Annotated in this window: 16 protein-coding genes and 3 tRNA genes; 9 read left to right on the top strand and 10 right to left on the bottom strand. The window is 74.0% G+C overall.

The features are described from left to right. Positions 1-143 precede the first annotated feature (143 nt). Positions 144-1,229 carry a carboxylate-amine ligase gene (locus HNR61_RS20015; RefSeq protein ID WP_182844712.1) on the top strand — a complete coding sequence of 362 codons (1,086 nt, stop codon included), beginning with the start codon at positions 144-146 and terminating at the stop codon, positions 1,227-1,229. A 178-nt stretch (positions 1,230-1,407) separates the two neighbouring features. Continuing rightward, a complete protein-coding gene (locus tag HNR61_RS20010) occupies positions 1,408-2,352 on the top strand; it encodes an anti-sigma factor RsbA family regulatory protein (protein WP_246443238.1) in 945 nt (314 codons plus the stop codon). A 91-nt stretch (positions 2,353-2,443) separates the two neighbouring features. On the opposite strand, the gene HNR61_RS20005 is transcribed toward HNR61_RS20010, so the two are convergent. Continuing rightward, positions 2,444-3,358, bottom strand: a complete 915-nt coding sequence (locus HNR61_RS20005) for a phosphotransferase (RefSeq protein ID WP_182844711.1) — start codon at positions 3,356-3,358, stop codon at positions 2,444-2,446. 110 nt (positions 3,359-3,468) lie between these two features. Here HNR61_RS20005 and HNR61_RS20000 point away from each other — a divergent pair, with 110 nt between their 5' ends. Both HNR61_RS20000 and HNR61_RS19995 read left to right on the top strand, forming a co-directional pair. Continuing rightward, complete coding sequence (locus HNR61_RS20000; protein ID WP_281400518.1) at positions 3,469-4,350, top strand: SDR family oxidoreductase; 882 nt, start codon at positions 3,469-3,471, stop codon at positions 4,348-4,350. A 202-nt stretch (positions 4,351-4,552) separates the two neighbouring features. Continuing rightward, positions 4,553-5,758, top strand: coding sequence for a PP2C family protein-serine/threonine phosphatase (locus HNR61_RS19995; protein WP_182844709.1), 1,206 nt, complete (start codon positions 4,553-4,555; stop codon positions 5,756-5,758). Positions 5,759-5,787: 29 nt separating this feature from the next. Here HNR61_RS19995 and HNR61_RS19990 read toward each other — a convergent pair whose 3' ends face one another. From HNR61_RS19990 to HNR61_RS19975, 4 genes are all read right to left on the bottom strand, one after another. Further along, positions 5,788-7,062, bottom strand: coding sequence for a glycosyltransferase family 4 protein (locus HNR61_RS19990; protein ID WP_182844708.1), 1,275 nt, complete (start codon positions 7,060-7,062; stop codon positions 5,788-5,790). A 58-nt stretch (positions 7,063-7,120) separates the two neighbouring features. Then, positions 7,121-8,311 (bottom strand): L,D-transpeptidase, encoded by a 1,191-nt coding sequence (locus HNR61_RS19985; RefSeq protein ID WP_182844707.1) that lies wholly within the window; start codon positions 8,309-8,311, stop codon positions 7,121-7,123. 225 nt (positions 8,312-8,536) lie between these two features. Next, positions 8,537-9,781: a L,D-transpeptidase gene (locus HNR61_RS19980; protein WP_182844706.1), complete on the bottom strand. Its 1,245-nt coding sequence runs from the start codon at positions 9,779-9,781 to the stop codon at positions 8,537-8,539. Between the two features lie 113 nt (positions 9,782-9,894). After that, positions 9,895-10,599: a VC0807 family protein gene (locus HNR61_RS19975; RefSeq protein WP_246443235.1), complete on the bottom strand. Its 705-nt coding sequence runs from the start codon at positions 10,597-10,599 to the stop codon at positions 9,895-9,897. 224 nt (positions 10,600-10,823) lie between these two features. Here HNR61_RS19975 and HNR61_RS19970 point away from each other — a divergent pair, with 224 nt between their 5' ends. Then, positions 10,824-11,303, top strand: a complete 480-nt coding sequence (locus HNR61_RS19970; RefSeq protein ID WP_182844705.1) for an SCP2 sterol-binding domain-containing protein — start codon at positions 10,824-10,826, stop codon at positions 11,301-11,303. A 167-nt stretch (positions 11,304-11,470) separates the two neighbouring features. Continuing rightward, positions 11,471-11,683 carry a hypothetical protein gene (locus HNR61_RS19965; protein ID WP_182844704.1) on the top strand — a complete coding sequence of 71 codons (213 nt, stop codon included), beginning with the start codon at positions 11,471-11,473 and terminating at the stop codon, positions 11,681-11,683. 94 nt (positions 11,684-11,777) lie between these two features. Here the strand turns inward: HNR61_RS19965 and HNR61_RS19960 are convergent, their stop codons facing one another. Then, entirely contained in the window at positions 11,778-12,725 is a 948-nt protein-coding gene (locus HNR61_RS19960) for a LysR family transcriptional regulator (protein ID WP_182844703.1), read from the bottom strand. 167 nt (positions 12,726-12,892) lie between these two features. Here HNR61_RS19960 and HNR61_RS19955 point away from each other — a divergent pair, with 167 nt between their 5' ends. Further along, positions 12,893-14,257 (top strand): pyridoxal phosphate-dependent aminotransferase, encoded by a 1,365-nt coding sequence (locus tag HNR61_RS19955; protein WP_182844702.1) that lies wholly within the window; start codon positions 12,893-12,895, stop codon positions 14,255-14,257. A gap of 119 nt (positions 14,258-14,376) precedes the next feature. Here the strand turns inward: HNR61_RS19955 and HNR61_RS19950 are convergent. The 3 genes from HNR61_RS19950 to HNR61_RS19940 form a co-directional block, all read right to left on the bottom strand. Beyond that, positions 14,377-14,448: transfer RNA gene (locus tag HNR61_RS19950), tRNA-Gly, on the bottom strand. Position 14,449: 1 nt separating this feature from the next. Beyond that, positions 14,450-14,521, bottom strand: a tRNA-Ala gene (locus HNR61_RS19945). Between the two features lie 12 nt (positions 14,522-14,533). Beyond that, positions 14,534-14,607 (bottom strand) — tRNA-Trp (locus HNR61_RS19940). Between the two features lie 334 nt (positions 14,608-14,941). Between HNR61_RS19940 and HNR61_RS19935 the strand changes: the two genes are divergently transcribed. Next, entirely contained in the window at positions 14,942-15,514 is a 573-nt protein-coding gene (locus HNR61_RS19935) for a hypothetical protein (protein WP_182844701.1), read from the top strand. Positions 15,515-15,536: 22 nt separating this feature from the next. Here HNR61_RS19935 and HNR61_RS19930 read toward each other — a convergent pair whose 3' ends face one another. Beyond that, positions 15,537-17,105: a Na+/H+ antiporter gene (locus HNR61_RS19930; RefSeq protein WP_182844700.1), complete on the bottom strand. Its 1,569-nt coding sequence runs from the start codon at positions 17,103-17,105 to the stop codon at positions 15,537-15,539. A gap of 92 nt (positions 17,106-17,197) precedes the next feature. Between HNR61_RS19930 and HNR61_RS19925 the strand changes: the two genes are divergently transcribed. After that, positions 17,198-17,779 carry a CGNR zinc finger domain-containing protein gene (locus HNR61_RS19925; RefSeq protein WP_182844699.1) on the top strand — a complete coding sequence of 194 codons (582 nt, stop codon included), beginning with the start codon at positions 17,198-17,200 and terminating at the stop codon, positions 17,777-17,779. The last annotated feature ends 45 nt before the right edge of the window (positions 17,780-17,824 follow it).

The following is a 17,824-nucleotide window of genomic DNA, read 5'->3' as shown; positions in this document are numbered from 1 at the left end:
GGTCCCCCACGGGTCGTTCCGGGAGGCCGGGGCCGGACGCGGGCCGGACGCGGGCCGGACCCGGGGCGGACCCGGGGCGGCGGTGCGTGCGAACGGGGCCGCCGCGACGTACCGTCGAAGTGACCCCGACACGAGGTGGTGGGATGGCCCTTCGGTTCGGAATCGAGGAGGAGTACTTCGTCGTCGACCCGGTCTCCCGCGCGGTCGTCCCCCGCGCCGCCGCGGTGGTGCGGCGCGCGGGTGGGACGCTCGGCGACCGCGCCTCGACCGAGCTGATCGCCTTCCTCGCCGAGGCCAAGACCTCTCCCTGCGACGATCTGGACAAGCTGACCGAGCAGATCCACGCGATGCGCGCGGCGATGGCCGCCGCCGCCGAGGCCGAGGGGGTGCGGCTGGCCGCGACCGGCACGCCGGTGCTGGGCGAGCTGGTGCCGCCGCCGATCGCGGCGGGCGGCCGGTACGCCGACAGCCTGGCGACCTACCGGGCGTTGGACGACGAGCAGTGCATCGCCTCCTGCCACGTGCACGTCGAGATGCCCGACCTGGACCACGCGGTGCGGGTGAGCAACCACCTGCGGCCCTGGCTGCCGACGCTGCTGGCGCTGGCCGCCAACTCCCCCTACTGGGCGGGCCGCGACACCGGCCACGTCTGCTGGCGGGTCATGGCGTGGGCGCGGTGGCCGGTGGCCGGTCCCCCGCCGTTCTTCCGGTCAACCGCGCACTACGAGGAACTGGTCGCCGTGCTGCTGGGGTGCGGGGCGTTGATGGACGCCGGCACGATCTTCTGGGACGTGCGGCCGTCGGCGCGGTTCCCGACGCTGGAGGTCCGGCTCGGGGACGTCGCGCTGACCGCCGACGAGGCGGCGCTGTTCGCCGCGCTGGTCCGGGGGCTGGCGCAGGCGGCGCTCGGCGACGTCGAGGCGGGCCGTCCCGCGCCCGACCCGGCCCCCGAGATGCTGCGGGCCGCGTACTGGCTGGCGGCCCGTTACGGGCTGGCGGGCGACGGCGTCGACGTGTGCACCGGACGCCCCGCCCGGTTCGCCGACCTGGCCCGCGCCATGATGGCGCGCGCCGCGCCCGCGCTGCGCGACAACGGCGACCTGGCGCGCGTCCGCGCCGGGCTGCGGTCCCTGCTGACGCGCGGGACCGGCGCGGACCGGCAGCGCGCCGCCTACCGCGACCGGGAACGGTTCTCCGACGTGGTGGACGCCGCCCTGCTGCGCCCCTGACATTCCGTCCCGAAGTGCCGGTTTCCGGGGTTTTCCTCGGGGTAGCGGTCACGGTGACGACGGCTCACGCGGGGGTCTCCGTACCGCGAGGGGAGGTCCCGCGTCGCCTTCTGTCACCGGAAGTGCGTACTCTCGACAAGGTGTCCCCGCAGACTCCCCCACCCGAGGTGACGAACCCATGATGACCCGGTCGGCCCCACTGACCGGTGCCCCGTTCGTCCATCCGGCGCTGTTCTACGGGAACGATGACGAGTACCTCGCCGGGACCGTGCCGTTCCTGAGCGCCGGGCTGGCGGACGGCCAGCCGGTCGCGGTCGCGGTGCCCGGACGCCAGCTGACGCTGCTGCGCGACGCGCTCGGCGCGGACGCCGTGCGGGTCGTGTGGCTGGACATGACCAGGGCCGGGCGCAACCCCGGCCGCATCATCCCCGGCGTGCTGCGCGCGTTCGCCGACCGGCACCCCCGCGACCGGCGGGTCCGGATCATCGGCGAGCCGATCTGGCCGGGCCGCTCGGCGCTGGAGTACCCGGCCTGCGTGACCCACGAGGCGCTGATCAACCTGGCGTTCAGCGGCCGCCGGGTCTCGATCCTGTGCCCCTACGACACCAAGGGGCTGCCCGAGCCCATCCTGGAGGACGCCCGGGCGACCCACCCGACCCTCCTGGACCGGGACGGGTCCCACGACAGCGACGCCTACGCGCCCGAACGGATCGTCGCCGCCTACAACCGGCCGCTGCCCGCTCCCCCGGCGGACGCCAACCGGCTGCGCTTCGACCACGACGCGCTGCCGCGGGTCCGGCAGTTCGCCCGCGACCACGCCGCCGCGCTCGGCCTGTCGGCGCGCCGCGCCGACGACCTGGAGCTGGCGGTCAACGAGCTGGCCGCCAACTCGATCGTCCACGCCGACGGCACGGGCACCCTGCTGGTCTGGGCCGAGGGCGGGCAGGTGGTCTGCGCGGTCCGCGACACCGGGACGATCACCGATCCGCTGGTCGGGCGCATCCCCGCCGAGCTGGCGACCAACGGGGGGCGCGGCCTGCTGATGGTCAACCACATCGCCGACCTGGTCCGGCTGCACACCGGCCCCGAGGGCACCGAGGTCCGCGTCTACCTGTCGTCCTAGGGCCCGTTCCGACGCGGGCCTCGACCACGCACGCGAGCGCGTTCCCTGACCTGCGGGCCCGAAGCCGGAGGCGAGGGCTTGGAGACACGCCCTAGTCGCGCGCCGCCCGGCCGATGCCCGCCAGGGACTCCCGCAGCAGCGCGGCGCGGCCGGTCGCGGCGGCGTACTCGGCGAGCGCCGCGCACAGCATCACCGCCAGCACCCGCGCCGCGTCCTCCCGTTCCCGGGCCACCGGTCCGTAGGCCTCCAGGAACGCCCGCCGGGCGGGCCCGGCGAACCCGCCGTAGGCCAGCGACAGATCGACGGCGGGGTCGGCCAGGCACAGGTCGCCCCAGTCGATGACGCCGCACGCCCGGCCCTCCCCGTCGACCAGCAGGTGCCGGACGTGCAGGTCCCCGTGGCTGACCACGGCCGGGCCGGAGGGCTCCGGCATCGTCCGGGCGGCGTCCAGCAGGGCCTCGACGGCGCGGTCGCGCTCCCAGGCGCCCCGCCGGGCCAGGCGGCCGAGGCGTTCGGCGGCCCGGGCGGCCCGTTCGGACGGGACACCCCGCCGGATCGGGTCGTACGGCAGCCGGTCGCCCAGCTCGGCCGCCAGGTCCGGGGCGTGCAGGGCACGCAGGAACGCCCCGGCGTCCGCCGCCGCGCGGGCGCGCCGGTCCTGCGGCAGCCCGCTGTCGGCCAGCTCCCGGCCGGGGATCATCCGCGCGCCCCAGAACGGCCAGGGGAACTCCGGGGACGGTTCCCCCACCAGGTCGGGGACCGGGACGGGCAGCGGCAGCCGCCCGGCCAGCGCGGGCAGCACGGCGATCTCGCGTTCGACGCCGGGGACCGCGACGGCGCGGCGCGGGAAGCGGAACAGCCGGTCGCCGACCTGGAAGACGGTGTTGTCCCAGCCGGTGGCCAGCGGTCGCGCCGGGACGCCGCGCAGCCGGGGGAACCGCGCGCCGACCAGGGCGGCGGCCTGCGCGGGCGTGGTCTCGCGTTCGGGGGCCCATTCGGCGTTCATCGCGCGAGGTTAACCGGGCCCGGCCCGGCAGCTATTGGACGGATGGTCTACTCTGGCCCGGGCCGGTGGGTTACCGGCAGGTAGGCAGTGCGATGTCGAGGCGGTGTGCGTTGGGCGGGAACACGAACTTCGGGGGCGGGGTCGTCGTGGTGACGGGTGCGGCGCGCGGGCTGGGCGCGATGCTCGCCCGCGGCGCGGCGTCGGCCGGGGCGCGGGTGGCGCTGCTCGGGCTGGAGCCCGAGCGGCTGGCGGCGGCGGCCCGCCGGTGCGGGCCCGGCGCGCGGTGGTGGGAGGTGGACGTCACCGACCCCGAGGCGCTGGCCCGGGTCGCCGCCGAGGTCGCCGCGCACTACGGCCGGATCGACGTGGTGGTCGCCAACGCCGGGATCGCCACCGGCGGCCCCGTCGAGCACTCCGACCCCCGCACCTTCAACAAGGTGATCGAGGTCAACCTGCTCGGCAGCGTCAACACCGCCCGGGCCTTCCTGCCCGCGCTGCGCGAGAGCCGGGGCCACTTCTTCCAGGTCGCGTCGCTGGCGGCGCTGACCGCCGCGCCGATGATGGCGGCCTACTGCGCCAGCAAGTCGGGCGTGGAGGCGTTCGCGCACAGCCTGCGCGCCGAGGTCGCCCATCACGGCGTGACCGTCGGGATCGGCTACCTGAGCTGGACCGACACCGAGATGGTGCGCGGCGCGGACCGCAACGCGGCGCTGCGCGAGATGCGGGCGGGCCTGCCGTTCCCCGCCAACCGCACCTACCCGCTCGGGCCCACGGTGGCGCGGCTGCTCGCCGGGATCGCCGCGCGCCGCCCGCACGTGTACGGGCAGGCGTGGCTGCCCGCCATGCAGGTGGTGCGGGCCGCGCTGCCCGCGACCGTCACCCGGCAGGCGCGCCGGATGATGCCCCGGCACGAGGCCGCCTGGCTGGCCGCCGGGGCGAGCAACGACCTGGTCGGCGCGGGCGGGGCGGCCGCCGCGCGGACCGGCGGCTGACCCCGCCCGCGGGCGCGCTCGCCGGAGCGTTGCAGTGACCTGACTCGCCCGCTGCGAACGCCCGTGAAGCGGTAGCGTTTTCCTGGTCCATTGACCACTATTGTTCGATCATCGTGTCGTCCGCGATCCGGCGGCCGACGCGAGGGACGACGCGAGGGCGGGAGTGGATGTGACCGGGACGGCCGGAGCGCCGGGAGGACCCGTGACGGCCGCATGGGCTCCCGGTGCGCTCGAGGGCGGTGGGCTCGGCCGTCTGCTGCTGGTCGAGGACGACGCGGGCGACGCCCTGCTGATCGAGGAGTTCCTGGCCGACAGCGGGCTGCGCGCCGAGCTCACCTGGGTGCGCTCGCTGGCGCAGGCCCGCGAGGTGCTGGCCGGCGGCGATTCGCCCGGCTGCGTGCTGCTGGACCTGCACCTGCCCGACGCCCAGGGCCTGGAGGGGCTGCACGCGATGCTGGCCGCCGCGCCCCGCGCGGCGGTGATCGTGCTGACCGGGCTGGCCGAGGAGGAGGCGGGCCTGACCGCCGTCGCGGTCGGCGCGCAGGACTACCTGGTGAAGGGGCAGCTGGAGCCCCAGTGGCTGGGCCGGGCCATCCGCTACGCCGCCCAGCGCAAGCAGGTGGCGCTGTCGGCGGCGGAGCTCCAGGCCGAACGGCTGCGCGCGGCCGAGAACGCCCGGCTGGAACGCGGCCTGCTCCCCCGCCCCCTCATCTCCAGCGACCGGCCCGACGTGGTGACCCGCTACCGTCCCGGCCGCGCGCACTCGCTGCTGGGCGGCGACTTCTTCGACGTGGTGGAGTCCGCCGACGGCGCGCTGCACGCGGTGATCGGTGACGTGGCCGGGCACGGCGCGGCCGAGGCCGCCATGGGGGTGTGCCTGCGGGTGGCCTGGCGGTCGTTCGTGCTGGCCGGGCTGAGCGGCGCGCGGCTGGTCGGGCTGCTGGAGGACCTGCTGCTGGCCGAACGCGACGACACCGAGGCGTTCGTCACCCTCACCAGCGTCACGCTGCCGCCGGAACGGGACCGCGCGCTGATCGTGCGGGCCGGGCATCCGGGGCTGCTGTGCTACGACTCGGCGGGCGGGGTCCACCTGGTGGAGCCGCCCGGCGGGATCGCCCTCGGCATGGTGCCGGGCCTCGGCGGCTGGTCCGAGGAGGAGGTGCCGCTGCCTCCGGGCGGCGGCCTGGTGCTGTTCACCGACGGGCTGTTCGAGGGCCGGACCGGTCCGGACGGCGAGCGGCTGGACCTGACCGGGCTGCTGGGGCTGGCGCGCGCCGCCGCCGGGCCCGGCATGGACTCCGAGGCGTTCGTGGACGCGCTGGTGGACGGGGCCGAGGCCGCCTCGGCCGACCACGACGGCCTGGAGGACGACGTCGCCGTGATCCATCTGGGCTGGCGCCGGCCCTGACCGCCGCCGGGCCCGGGGAGGGGTCCGGATCAGGGGCGCAGTTCGGCGATCAGGCGCGCCCACCGCGGGCCGATGCGGTCCAGACGGTATTCCTCGGCGGTGCGCAGCGCGCGTTCGCCGAGGCGGTCCCGCAGGTCCGCGTCGCCCATCACCCGGCGCAGCGCCGCCGTGAGCGCGGCCACGTCCTCGGCGGGCACCAGCAGCCCGTCCTCGCCATCGGTGATCATCTCGGCGGGGCCGGTGGGGCAGTCGAACGCCACCACCGGCAGCCCCTTGCTCATCGCCTCCAGCACCACCATCGGCATCCCCTCGAACCGCGAGGACAGCACGTAGACGGCGGCCCGTTCCATCTCCGCGCCCAGTTTCGCGGTGCGCCCGCCCACCTCGGCCCGTCCGGCCAGCCCCCGGTCGGCGACGCGTTTGCGCAGCTGGTCGCGCATCGGCCCGGCGCCGAAGATGCGCAGCGTCCAGTCCGGGTACTCGGCCGCCAGCGGCGCGTAGGCGTCCAGCAGCAGGTCGAACCCCTTCTGCCGGGTGTAGCGCCCGGCGGCCAGCAGCACCTTGTGCTCGCGCCGGGACGGGCCGCCGCCGAGCTCGGGCAGCGCGTTGGGCACGACCTCCAGCCGGGTGGGCGCCCCGGCCAGGGCGGCGGCGTACTCGGCGCGGGTGCGTTCGGTCAGCACCGCCAGCAGCGCCAGCCGCCGGTAGGCGCGCTCCAGCCGGCGGCGCAGCGCGGGCCGGTAGGAGGCCAGGTTCATGTGGTCCTGCCCGACCGCCGCCGTGCCGCGCGGCGCCAGCTCGGCGACCAGCAGGTTGAGCGAGGGCCGGGTGCCGATCACCACGTCCGGGGGCCGCCGCCACAGCGCGCGCAGCAGCAGCAGGTCGGCGCGCAGGTTCATGGAGCGGAACGAGGCGTCGTCGACCGGGGTCAGCAGGCTCGGCACCCGGGCCAGCAGCCGCCCCGTCCGGCCGGCCGGCGGGGTCAGCCGGTCGTCGGCGACGACGATCCGGACGCCGTCGGCCACCGGGAAGAACGGGGTGGCGCGGCGGTTCAGCACGCTGACGATCTCCACGTCGTGCTCGCGGGCCAGGTGACCGCTCAGGTTGAGCACGGTGCGGATGGTGCCGCCGCTGCCGTGGGCGTGCTGGAGCAGGAACCGCACGCGCGGGCGGTCCCCGCGGCGGGGAGCGGGGCGCAGCAGCGCCACCGGCCGCAGCGCCCACAGCGCGGTCCGCCGCAACGCGTAGTGGGCCGGTCTCAGTCCTCGCCGCGTCAGGCGGCGCGCGCTCCCCTGCGTATCCATGATGTGCCCGTTCCCCGGGGAACGGGGTCTTCCCCGGGGGCGCCGTGGAAAAATCCGGTCAGCCGGTGGTGACGGTGCGGTCCAGCGCGCTGCCCTTCACCCACTTGGACCAGGGCATCTGGTAGTAGCTCCAGCCGTTGTTCCACGCCAGGCCGCGCTTGCTGCCGGTGATCACGACCACGTCACCGCGGTTGGTGACGCCGTAGTACCAGGCGGCGATGGGCGGCGGCATGTTGACGCAGCCGTGGCTGGCGTTGACGCGGCCGAACGCCCAGTAGCGGTCGGGGCTGGCGTGCAGGTACTCGCCCGAGTCGGAGATGCGCACCGCGTGCGGCAGCTTCAGGTCGTAGTACTCGGGGTGCTTCTTGTCGGTGACGCCCATCCACGCCGACGTCATCCGCTCGACCAGGTGCTTGCTCATGGTCAGGTGGATGCCGCTGGTGGTCAGGTAGGTGTCGACGCCGTTGCGGACCCGGCCGCCCTTGCCGGCACTGATCTTCCACTGCTTGCGGACCTTGCCGTTGACCTTCATCACGGCCCGCTTGGTCTTGGTGCTGACCGTGGTGATCTGCGAGTTGCCGATCTTGAAGGAGCGGGTGAAGTCGTTGGTGCCGTAGACCTTCGCGCCGGCCTTCACCCCGGCCAGCTTCGCCTTGAGGCTGACCCGCTGGTTGGGCTTCCAGTACTGGCCGTTCTGCGTCCGGAAGATCACCTGGGTGTCGCTCACCCAGTACCAGGCGCCGACGGCGGGCTTGGTGGACCTCACCTCCAGCGCCTGCTCGACGGCCTTGCGGTCGCCCACGGCGCGGTTGAACGTCACCATGATCGGCATCCCGACGCCGACGGTCTCGCCCGCGCTGGGCGTCACGTCGGTGACGGCCAGGGGGTTCGCGGCCTTGAGCGTGGAGAACCTGGCGGTGACCGTGGTCGTCTTGCCCTTGGGGCTGCGGGCGACCGCGTTCACCTGGTAGCTCGAACCGGGCTTGAGGGTCCGCGACTTCCACCCGGTCTTGTCGTTCGCCATCGCGCCCTCGACGGGCTTGCCGCCCCGCGTGACCGTGACCTGCTCCAGGGTTCCGCCGGTCACGGTGACCTGGACGCCCACCTCCGGCTTGGCCTTGCCGTCGCCGTTGCCGGGCGTGACGGTCACCTGTGGCGCACCCGCCTCGCCGTTGCCGCCGACGGTGACGCCGCCACCGTCCCCGTCACCCGAGCACGCGGTCGTCAGGAGCAGTACCGCTCCCGCCATGCCCGCACTCGCCCGCACCCCAGCGGCAAGCCTTCGCTGCACCGTGGACCTCCCCAGACCCCGCCTTGTCTGGGAGACATTAGCGACAAAAGTCGTTGCGCATGTCACTACTTGGGCATTTGCCCAGACTCCGAGATCAAAGCGTTGCAAGGACGCCCCGGAACGGCGCGCGGCCCGCCGCCCCGCGGTGGGGCGGCGGGCCGCGCGGCGGTCCGGACGGGGGCGTCAGTTGCCGGCGGCCCCCGTGGTGGGGGCGCCCGTGGTGGGCGCGGTGGGGGTGCCCGCGGCGGTCTGGTCCTTCAGGGCGCTGCCCTTCTTCCACTGGGAGAAGGGCAGCTGCCAGAAGCCCCAGCCGTTGTTCCACTCGACCTCGCGGGAGGTGCCGGTCAGCTTCAGCACGTCGCCGCGCTGCATGATGTCGTAGTACCACTTGGCGTTGGCCGGGCTCAGGTTGAGGCAGCCGTGGCTGACGTTCGCCGAGCCCTGGGAGCCGACCGACCAGGGGGCCGAGTGGGTGAACTCGCCGCTGTTGGAGAACCGGACGGCCCACTGCACGACGGTCTTGTAGTAGCCGGGGTCGCCCTCCTTGCGGCCGGGCGAGACCATGGTGACCGGGCTGGCCTTCTCCATCAGCAGGTGCACGCCGCTGGTGGTGGTGTACTCGCGCGTGGTGCCGTTGCCCGCGCTGAACGGGATGGTGCGCAGCTTCTTGCCGTCCCGGCGGACCGTCATGTGGTGGCCGTTGATGTTGCCGGTGGCGATCTGCGCGGCGCCGATGTTCAGCGTCGCCTCGGCGTCCTTGGCGCCGTAGACGCCGCCGCCCGCGTTCACACCGGCCAGGGCGGCGTTGAAGCGCACCTTCTGGTGCGCCTTCCAGTAGGTCCTGGTGCGGTAGATGACCTGCTGGGAGTCGATCCAGCGCCAGGCGCCCTCGACCGGGTGGTCGGGGGTGACCTTCAGCGCCCGCTCCACGGCGGCCCGGTCGGTGACGGGCCGGTTGAAGCGCACGAAGATCGGCATGCCGACGCCGACCTCCTCGCCCTTCTGGTTCGGCGTGATGTCGGTGATCGTCAGCGTCTTGGACGGCCGGAGCGTCTTGAACGTGCTGGTCACCGTGTTGACCTTGCCGTCCAGACGGGCCTGCGCGGTGACGGTGTAGGACGTCCCGGGGGCCAGCGTGCGGTCCGAGCGCCACGACTTCTTGTCGGCCGACAACTGGCCGGTGACCGTCACGCCCTTGCCCTGGACGGTGACGCCCTCCAGGGTGCCCTCGCCGGCCCGCACCTCGATCGGCGCGTCCGGCTTCACCTTGTCGGTGCCGTTGCCGGGCGTGATCGTCACCGTGTTCTTGTCGGCCGCCGACAGCTCGCCCGACCCCTTGTCTCCTCCGCCGCTGCACGCGGTCGCCAGCATCAGCACCGCGCCCGCGCCGCCGGTCACCGCAAGCCCGACACGACCCTTGAAAGCCACAAACTCTCCCATATACCCAGATTCACCCCGTGCGCCGTGAATCTATCCGAGAAAGAGAGACGCCCCAAAAGCCGCAGAAGTTCGCTCCTGCCGCAAGAAAGATCAGGACGGGGTCAGGCCGTGACCGCGTTCACCTGGTGGAGGCAGCGGCGGAAGCCCCAGACCGACACCGCCACCGCCGCCGCGCCCAGCGCGGCGACCAGGCCGGTGCGCACCCACAGGTACACGCCGATCGACTGGTGGAACAGCATCCAGAGGCTGACGGCGGCGTTGACGAAGAAGACCAGCGCCCACAGCAGCGAGATGCGCCGGAAGAAGCGCCGGACGCGGGCGTGCCGCAGGAACGCCTCGGGCATCGGCACCATGTCGGTGGCCACCTTCTGGGCGAGCGGCCGGCCGAGCGGCACCGAGGCCAGGAACGAGACCGCCACCATCAGCGTGCCGAGGGTCGGCTGGAGGAAGTAGAGGACCGCGCTGTGGGTGAACGCCGCCAGCCCGGCGCGGGCCGTGACGCCGAGCCCGGCCAGCAGCAGCATCGCCGAAACCCCGTGCCCGCGCAGCCAGCGCCAGGCGATGCCGCCGTAGACCCAGGCGACGGCGGCGACCAGCGCGCCGTTCAGGCCGAGCAGCGCGAACGCGGCGTAGAAGACCGCGACCGGGGCGATGACGCCCTCGACGAAGCGGGGCAGCGCGTGCCGGAGCATGGCCGTCAGCCGGGGCAGTTCGAACGCGCCGTGCCCCGCGCGGTCGGCGGGGACGGCGGCGGGAACCGCCGCGGGCGTGGTGACGGGCATGCCGGCGGGCGTGCCCGCGGGCATGGTGACGAGCGTGGTGGAGGGTGATTGCATCGAGCGCTGTGCCCCCGCGTCGGTGCTTCGGCGGCCGCGCCGCCCCGGAGAGGTCAGGACCCGCCCCACGGTACGTCATGATCTGCCCCTCTTCTCGCCGGTTCGGCGAGGTCGGCCGCGCCGCCCCCTCTTGACCTTATTAGATCCATTGTTAATAGTTCGGGGGGACGACGGGTCTCGACGAGGAGGCGCACATGAGCCAGGCCCACCCCCCGGAGCCGGACGACCCCGGGTCTCCCCAGGACATGCTCAACGCCGTCGGCACGCCGGGCGAGCTGCGGCAACTGCTGAACGCCGAGGGCGTCGACGACAAGGTCATCGAACAGTTCGTCGCCGAGATCGGGGTGGACCCCGTCCTCGACCGGATCTTCGGCCTGATGGGGACCCGGCTGGTGCCCGAGAAGGCGGGCGGGGACGGGGGCGTCGTCCAGTGGGAGATCAAGACGCCCGAGGACCGGAGGACCTACCAGCTGGTGATCGCCGACGGCAGGGCCGAGGGCCGCCGGGGCGCGCCCGACAAGCCCCGGGTCACCCTCCGGATGTCGCTGCCCAACCTGCTGCGGCTGTGCGCGGGCGAGCTGAACGGCGTCACCGCCGTCATGACCGGCAAGATCAAGATCTCCGGCGACATGATGTTCGCCGCCAAAATGCAAAGCTGGTTCGACTACGGCTGAGGGGACGCGGGCGGCCGTCCCCGCCGGGGGTGGGCCGCCCGCGCCGCGTCCGCGGCCGGGCGATCTTGATTCCGGCGATCTCCGCAAACATGCGACTACAAACAGATACTGATTGATTACGCACGGGGATGATCGAGGTGGTCCTATCGGGCATCGAAGGAGGAATCATGATCAAGTCCCTCGGCCGCGTGGCGGCCGTCGCAGCCCTGGCCACCGTGAGCGTGGCGCCGCTGGCGGGCACGGCCACGGCCCAGGCGCCGGAGCGCGCCACGGTCGCCCAGGCTTCCGCCGCGTCGCATCCCTGCTACTGGAAGCCCTGGCACCCCTACTGCTACCACCACCATCACGGTCTTCTCGACCTCCATCTCGGGTTGCTGTAGAGACGGGGATCGCAACCGCGATGACGACGGCCCGCCCCCTTCCGACGGGGGGCGGGCCGCCTCGCGTGTCCCTCCAAGGGCCGGTCAGGGCCGGTCAGGGCCCGTCCGCTCGTGGCCGGTCGCCGGGCGGCGCGGGCCAGGCGTCCCGCGCCGCCGTGTAGATCGCGCGCAGCGTCACCGCCACCGAGGGCCGCCGCACGCTCGCGGCCCGGGTCACGGCGTACACCTCGCGCGCCAGGGTGCAGCCGGGGATGGCGCGCACCACCAGGCCGTGGTCACCGGCGGCCAGCGCCAGCGCGGGCACGGCCGTGATGCCGATGCCGCGCGCCACCAGGCTGAGGATGGTGTGCAGGCCCTCGAACTCCCACGGCATGTTCCGCGCCCCGCCGACGGTCTCCAGCAGCCGTTCCACCGCCTGCCGGGAGGACTCGCCCGGCGGGGCCGCCATCCACGGCTCGTCCCGCAGCTCGCGCAGGTCCACCGGCCGCTCCGGGTCGGCCAGCCGGTGGTCCCCGGGGACGACCAGCACCACCGGATCGCGGCGCAGCCGGAACAGCTCCAGCGTCGCCGGGATCCTCTCCGGCAGGTTGCCCGACCAGTCGTCGACCAGCGCGATGTCCACCTCCCCACCGCTGACCTGCCGTATCCCGTCGCCGGGACGGGTCTGCCGCAGCACGAACGTCAGCTCCGGGTGGTCGGCCAGGCTCTGCACCAGCACCGGGGCGAACGCCACCGCGGCGGTCGGGAACGCGGTCACCACCACCCGGCCGCTCGGCATGTCGGCCTGCGCCGACAGCTCGGTCTCGGCCGCCTCCACCAGGGTGAGGATCTCCTCGGCGCGGTCGACCAGGCGGCGTCCGGCGTCGGTGAGCTCGGCGCTGCGGGCCGTGCGGTCCAGCAGCGGCACCCCCGCCTCCCGTTCCAGCGCCGCCAGTTGCTGGGACACCGCCGAGGGCGTGTAGCCCAGCGCGGACGCCGTGGCGGCGATGCTCCCCCGGCGGGCGAACTCGCACAGTAAACGCAGCCGACGCACCTCAAGCATAAGAACAGCTTACGGTCGGCATCGATCAGACTCGCTTGTGATGATGCTTCTGCGGGGTAAAGCATGGAGCGAACCCGGCCGGGTCACTGACGGAATCGCCGTCGCCACCCAACGTCATAAGCCGCGGCGTCGTCCTCGTACGGCGCCGTTCGTCCCAGGAGCGTTCCATGCCCATCGACCCGCGTCCGGTTCCCCTGTCGCCCACCCTCGCCGTGAACGAGGCCATCGTCCGTAAGCGAAGAGAGGGGGTCCCCGTGCTCCCGCTCGGCTTCGGGGAGGCGGGCGTCCCCATCCATCCGGCCCTGGTCCGCGAGCTGTCCGCCGCCGCCGGCCGGGGCGCCTACGGCCCGGTGGCCGGTTCCGCCGCCCTGCGCGCCGCCGCCGCCGGGTACTGGAGCCGCCGCGGCCTGCCGACCGACCCCGAGACCGTGGTCTGCGGCCCGGGGAGCAAGGCGCTGCTGTTCGGCCTGCTGCTGGCGGTCGGCGGGCGGGTCGCCGTCCCCTCCCCCTCCTGGGTGAGCTACGCGGCCCAGGCGACGCTGGCCGGCCACGCGCCGGCGCTGGTGGCCACGCCGCCCGGCGAGGGCGGCGTCCCCAGCGCCGCGCTGCTGGCCGACGCGGTCGTGCGGGCCCGCGCCGAGGGCCGTCCCATCCGGGCCGTGGTGGTGACGCTTCCGGACAACCCGACCGGCACCCTGGCGTCGGAGGAGACCGTCCGCAAGCTGTGCGGGGTCGCCCGCGACCACGACCTGCTGATCATCTCGGACGAGATCTACGGCGACCTGGTGCACGACCCGGCCCGCCGGGTCTTCTCCCCGGCCCGGGTGGCCCCCGAGCGCACCGTCGTCACCACCGCGCTGAGCAAGCACCTGGCGGCGGGCGGCTGGCGGCTGGGGGTGGCGCGGCTGCCGGAGGGGCCGTTCGGGCGGGCGCTGCGCGCCAGCCTGGTCGGGCTGGCCAGCGAGATCTGGTCGGCGTCCCCGGCCCCGATGCAGCACGCCGCCGCCTACGCCTTCGGCGAGCCCCCGGAGCTGGTCGCGCACGTGGAGCGCAGCCGCCGCCTGCACGCGGCCGTCACCGGCGCGGTCGCCGACCGGTTCGCCGCGGCGGGCGCGCGGGTGCGGCGGCCGGAGGCGGCGTTCTACGTCTACCCGGACCTGGAGCCGCTGCGGGACCGGCTGCGGGCGGCGCACGGCGTCACGACCGGCGCCGAGCTGACCGGGCTGCTGCTGGAACGTTACGGGGTCGGTGTCCTGCCCGCCTCGGCGTTCGGCGAGGCGGACGGCGTCCTGCGTGTGCGCGTCGCGCCGACGATGCTGTACGGGGACGACGACGACCGGCGGCTGGAGGCCCTGGGCTCCCCCGACCCGGTGTCGCTGCCGTGGATCGCCGGGGCGCTGGACCGCCTGTCGGGGGTCCTGGCCGACCTGACCGACCTGACCGACCTGGCCGCCCCGGCGCCGGGGCGGGCGTGTGGGGCGGGTCACCGGACCGGATCCGGCCACTCCCCCGTCGCGGCGGCGGCGTCCTGACGGTAATGCGCTGAGCGTCGCCCGCCGACGCGAAAGGCTCCGGCCGGTTTTCCACCGGCCGGAGCCTCATTCCGCGGGAAGCGGAGGAATCGCTTTCCGGCCGGTTCGCCGGCCGTTCGAGCCGTAGCCGGGAGTCGAACCCGGTTGTACAGGTTGGAAGCCTGTCGCCTCACCGCCAAGGCCTCTACGGCGTGGACCCGCAGGGACTCGAACCCTGATCCTCTCCTTGCAAGGGAGAGATGTTCCCCTTCACACCACAAGCCCGTCGTGTCCTCGCAGGAGTGGCAGGAATCGAACCTGCATTCCGCTGGTTTTGGAGACCAGCCGCCTATCCAGTGTGGCTCACTCCTTCGGCCCGGGTGCTTTTCCCGTAGGCCCTTTCGCCTTTCTTCGACGCCTCCCAGGATGCGCCGGTTCATGATCGGTCGCAACGTTTTTTCCGGTGGCCCCGCGTCACCCCCGCGGCACACCCCGTTCCCGCCCGTGACCGGGGGCGGGACGACCTCGGCGACTTCCGCCCAACCTGCGTTAAGCGTGGTGTAAGGTCCAACGTCGCACGGGCAAACGTCACAAAGCACCCGAGTGCCGACCAAGGGAGGTCGTGTCACGCTTCCCCGTGGTAAACCCAGAACAACGTCGCGACACCCGACGTGACCGTTACGTAAGAAGGCTAGGGGGCCCGCCATGAGGCACGCACGGGACGGGGCTGCCGCGGCCATGAACGCCGCCTCCCGGATCCTCGTCGCCCGCGGTAAGCACGAGCCTCAGGAGCTCGACAACCCGGACGTGGCCTGGGGGCAGCGCGCCCGTGACGGGGTGTGGGTCCCCACCAAGGACGGCCAGCGCATCCACGTCGGCATCGACGTCGCCGCCGGGGACACCGTCCACCAGGTGCTGCGGCCGACGCTGCGCGTGCTGGTGGGGGTGGACGTCGACACCGACATCGTCGCCCAGACCACCGCCAGCGGCATCCGGCTGCTGACCGTGGTGCACGGCCCCGACGCGCCGGCGGAGTTCCGCTTCCCGGTCTCGCTGGCCGACGGGCTGGCGCTGGAGGCGATGCCGTCGGGCGGCTACGACGTGGTGCACCTGCGGTACGGGGCGACGGTCGGCCGGTTCTACAACCCCTGGGCGTGCGACTCGATGTTCCGTCAGGTGAAGGCGGACTACGCCCTGGAGGGGCAGACGGTCGTCATGCGGGTCCAGCACGAGGGCGCCTACTACCCCGTGGTGGCCGACCCGCACTACTCACGCTGATCGCCTTTCCCGCGCCCCGCGGTCAGGTCAGGGGCCGGACGAGCGACACCGGGCCCGCGAGGTCCAGCTCCCTGCCGATGGCCTGGTAGGTGTCACCGTCGATGCGTCCCTTCCCGTAGAGCTCCTTGAGCTTGGCGCGCTCGGCCTCGGCGAGGGCGGCGCGCACGCGCCGGCCGCCGGGCGGCTCGCCCTCCGCGTTCTCCTCGTCCTTGAAGTAACGCAGGCGTTCCAGCCGGAGTTCCATCATCTGGCGGAACGCCTCGGCGGTGCGTTCGTCCACCTCGGCGGCGTCGGCCATCGCGTCCAGCCGCGCCAGCGCGGCCCGCACCATGTCCTCGCGGGCCGACATCGCCGCGACGCGGCGGTCGCCGGCCTCCAGCAGGCCGAGGCGGCGCAGCAGCGGCGGCAGCGGCGGCGCCTGCCCGACCAGCGTGGCCAGCACGACCAGGGCGGCCAGCAGCACCAGCACGTCGCGGCCGGGTCCGGCGTCGCGGGGCAGCGACAGCGCGATCGCCAGCGTGATCGCGCCGCGCATCCCGGCCAGGCCCATCACGGTGCGCTCCCGGAACCCCAGGCCGCGCAGGTGGCGGCCGCCGGGCAGCAGCACCAGCAGCGGCCCGTGCCCCCACTGCCACAGCAGCCGGACCCCGACGGTCACGCCCGTGACGGCCAGGGCGGTCAGCAGCACGGTGCCCCAGGTGTAGGCGCCGAGGTCGCGCAGCACCTCCCGGATCTCCAGGCCCAGCAGCACGAACAGCGCCGACTCCAGCAGGAAGATCAGGATGCGCCAGAACAGCTGCCCGGCCACCCGGGAGGCGGGCTGCAGCACGCCCTCGCCGCGGGTGCCGAGGTGGAAGCCGGTCACGACGGTGGCCAGCACGCCCGAGGCGCCCAGGTTCTCGGCGGGCACGTAGGCCGCGTAGGGGATGATCAGCGAGACGATGACCTGGCTCATGGGGTCGGAGACCCGGCGCCGGACCCGGCGGGCCACCACGGCGACCAGCAGGCCGTAGACCACGCCGCCGACCACCACCTGCACGGCCCGCAGCACGCCGTGGCCGGGGCTGAACCCGCCGGTCATCGCCTCGACGGCCAGCCCGAACACCGTCAGCGCCACCCCGTCGTTGATGAGGCTCTCGCCCTCCAGGATGGTGACCATGCGGCGCGGCGCGCCCAGGCGCTTCAGCACCGAGGTGGCGGCGACCGCGTCGGTCGGGGCGACGGCCGCGCCGAACGCGATGGCGGCGGCCCAGCCGACCGAGGGCAGCAGCGCGTAGGCGGTCCCGGCGACCGCCAGGGTCGTCACCGCGGTCAGCCCGAACGCCATCGCGAAGATCGGCACCGCGTCCGCGCGGGCCTCGCGCGGGGAGGTGAAGAACGCCGCGTGGTAGATCAGCGGCGGCAGGAAGCCCAGCAGCACCAGGTCCGGCGAGATCTCCACCGCGGGCAGCGCGGGCACGAACCCGGCGGCCATGCCGAGCACGACCAGCCAGATGGCGTCGGGAACGCCGCCCCGCGCGGCCAGCGTCCGGGCGAGCAGCACCACCACCGCGACCACCAGCAGGACGACGAACAGGCGTTCAGGCTCCACCCCATGATCGTTTCCAGCGGGACCGGGGGGTACACGCGGCGGCTCGGGCCGCCGTAGGGTGAGAGGTGGTCCGCGCGAGACTGGAGCCACCTGTGATCTTCACGCATGACACCGAGTACGCGCTCGGCACCGTCGTCGATCTGATCAACACCGGCCCCGCCGCGGCGGGGACCGAACTGCTCGGCGACCTGGCGGCGCTGCGGGCGTTCGTGCGCCGCAACCGGTTCAGCGACGTGGGCGACCTGACCGGGGCGGACCTGGCGCGGGTGCGCGGGCTGCGCGAGCGGTTCCACGCGGTGTTCCGGGCCGAGGACGTGCCGGCCGCCGTCCGGCTGATCAACGAGGTCGTCGCCGAGGTCCGCGCCCGGCCCCACCTGACCGACCACGACGGCTACGACTGGCACGTGCACTTCTTCGCGCCGGGCGCGCCGATGGGCGAGCACCTGGCGGCCGACTGCGGGATGGCGCTGGCCTACGTGGTGTCGGCCGGGGAGCTGGACCGGCTGCGCACCTGCGCCGCCCCGGACTGCGAACGGGTGCTGGTGGACCTGTCGCGCAACCGGTGCCGCCGGTACTGCGACAGCCGCACCTGCGGCAACCGCATGCATGTGGCGGCCTACCGGGCGCGCCGCCGCGAGGCCGAGCCGAAGGCGGTCGGCTCCACCGAGCACTGAGCCCGGACACCGGCCCCGACCCGGGTCTGAGCACCGGAAGGCCGG

This window comes from Actinomadura kijaniata (genome assembly GCF_014138665.1).
In the GTDB taxonomy this organism is placed as follows: Bacteria; Actinomycetota; Actinomycetes; order Streptosporangiales; family Streptosporangiaceae; genus Spirillospora; species Spirillospora kijaniata.
Note: the sequence above shows the minus strand (reverse complement) of the source record. Positions and strands in the feature narration are given on the sequence as shown.